General features: G+C 53.1%; 2 protein-coding genes. Both read right to left on the bottom strand.

The features are described from left to right. A partial coding sequence (locus tag C1949_RS19155) for an ArnT family glycosyltransferase (protein ID WP_104739959.1) occupies positions 1–1,458 on the bottom strand: 1,458 nt, incomplete at its 3' end. Beyond that, the coding region (locus C1949_RS19150) for a glycosyltransferase family 2 protein (protein ID WP_425319883.1) at positions 1,442–2,477 on the bottom strand (1,036 nt) is incomplete at its 5' end. The genes C1949_RS19150 and C1949_RS19155, both read right to left, overlap by 17 nt.

Below are 2,477 nucleotides of genomic sequence, written 5' to 3'. Positions count from 1 at the left end.
ATTCTGGCTGTCTGTTGGCGGAAGATCGATCGAGAATAGCTGGTACCGTTTGTTCTCCCCCAGCTTCTGAGCGTCAGTGGCCCGCGGACCAAGAACCTTATCTACCGCATCGTTTGGAATTGCGGCAAAGACCCTGGCGTACCCGTCAGCGTCCAGCAGACTGTCGAATTCTGTGGAGGTGATTTCGACAGCGTCGCCCAACGAATAAAAACGTGCGGAAAATGGCATCTTGCCAATGTAAAAGATTGGACCGTCTCCCGCTTGCTGAATGCTCTCATACCGGCCTATCAATTGCTTCTCGGTTTTTAGTGGTTTTACTCCGCTCACACCTATGAACACAGAAAGGGTAAAGAGAACGGGTGCAAGTAATACAGCACCCGACCTGATTCTGGACCAGGGACGTAAATTGAGCTGCGACACCCATCCGGCAATCAGAATGGCCGAGAACGGCAGAGAAGGAAGTATGTAAGTCCAGAGCGTGTTGCCTGCCAGGGTAAAGAACAGCATTGGCGTTATCGCACAAAACAACAGATACAGCGTTGAGGCGTCTTGAACAGCACCAGTGAATATATCCTTTGTTTTGCCTCGCGCCGCCGCAAGGCCAAAGCCAACCAAGCCAATGATACCCCAGGGGAATGAAGCCCAAATCCAGAATATCCAGATCATGCCCTTGGGCCGGTCATGGGCACTACCGTACAAATCGCCGGCCCACCCGGGGTCCAGAAACCGGCTAAAGTGTTCGCCAATGATGAAATAGTTGAGGAACCCGGGCGTTTTCAATTCAGCGAGCACGTACCATGGCACGGCAATCGCCAGTGTCAGAAGTGAGCCAAGAAGCCAGGGTAATTTTTTTAACGGTTGTAACTGCTGCCTGAAAATAGCAGCCCATAGCACCAGGGGGGTAACGGTCAATACAACAGCCAACGGTCCCTTTGACAACAAGCCGATAGCCAGGCCCACGAAAAACCACCAGCGCCAATAGTCAGACCGGCCCGAAAGCACGAACCACATGCTCACCAGAGAGAGGGTCGTTCCAAAAACCAGGAATGTATCCGTCATGACTGCGCCAGCACTGATATAAGTGAGTGCCATCGTGGAAAGCACAAGAGTAGACCACCGAGCGACCGCAGCACCTCGCGCATGATTTGCGAGGCACCACGTCAGCCATACGATTCCAATCGTGGCGAACCATGCCGGTAGCCGCAATGAGAATTCAGACAGTCCAAATATCTTTAGAGAGGCCGCTTGAGCCCAGAATGACAGGGGAGGCTTCCCCCAGAACGGAACGCCGGGTTCAAACCAGGGCGTTATCCAGTCCCCGGATTCAGCCATTAACCGAGCGATTTCAGCGTATCGGGGCTCCGTTGTATCCACGAAGGGAAACAGCGTCATTCCGATAAAGCGACTGAACAATACGGCAGCCAGTACCCAGAACCAGGGCTCAAATCGCTTTAACATTCTTGACGCCTCTGAAGTTGCTGATTTGGTCTCGGCTTGATACCTCTTTGTTCTCGACCACTTCTTCGGTCAGATACAGTGGTCGCTGTTTCGATTCGATGTAGGTTTTGCCCACATACTCACCAACGATACCAACGCTCACCAGTTGTATGCCGCCCAGAAAACTGATGAGGGCGATTAACGATGGGTAGCCGTCAGTCGGATCGCCGAGCATTATTGCCTTCGCTACAATCCAGACACCGAACAATCCACCAACGGAGGCGGCCAGCAAGCCGACAAGCGTTGCCCATCTGAGAGGTGACACTGAGAAGGAAGTCAGGCCTTCAAGGGCCAGGCCGACCAGGCCCGGGTAGTCCCACTTACTCTCGCCAGCCACTCTCAATGCCCGGTCGTATTCGATGATCGTCGTTGGCATACCAACCCAGGCAAAGAGTCCCTTCATGTAGCGGTTGCGCTCTCCTAACCGGAGAAGGGCATCAACTGCCCGCCTGCTCATCAATCGGAAATCACCCGTGTCGACCGGGATTTCAGTGCGACTGGTCTTATTCAGCAAGCGATAGAAAAGGTGCGCACTCCAGCGCTTGAGAAAACTCTCGCCTACACGTGATCGACGTTGCATCAGAACGACATCAAAGCCGGACTTCCAACTCTTGACCATCTCGGGAATGTATTCAGGTGGATCCTGAAGGTCCGCATCCAGAACGATCACCGCATCCCCCTTGGCATGCTCCAGCCCTGCTGTTACCGCTGCCTCTTTGCCAAAGTTGCGGCTTAGCTTGACGAGACGGATGCTCGATTTCCTTTTAATGAAAGTCCTAACAAATTCGGCACTGCCATCCTCGCTACCATCGTCCACAACCACGATCTCCGAGCGAATATCGAGGCTCGCAAGGATCGGCAATACATGCTCAAAGAATAGGGGAAGCATCGAACGCTCATTGAACACCGGAACCACCAGGGAAAGCAGCTCTGATTCATTCGGCGCACGGGAAGTCTCAAGAGGTTTGTTCATGAAATAC

The organism is Halopseudomonas oceani, from assembly GCF_002903165.1.
Lineage (GTDB): Bacteria > Pseudomonadota > Gammaproteobacteria > Pseudomonadales > Pseudomonadaceae > Halopseudomonas > Halopseudomonas oceani.
The sequence above is the reverse complement of the archived record's forward strand: the minus strand, read 5'-3'. Positions and strand labels throughout refer to the sequence as shown.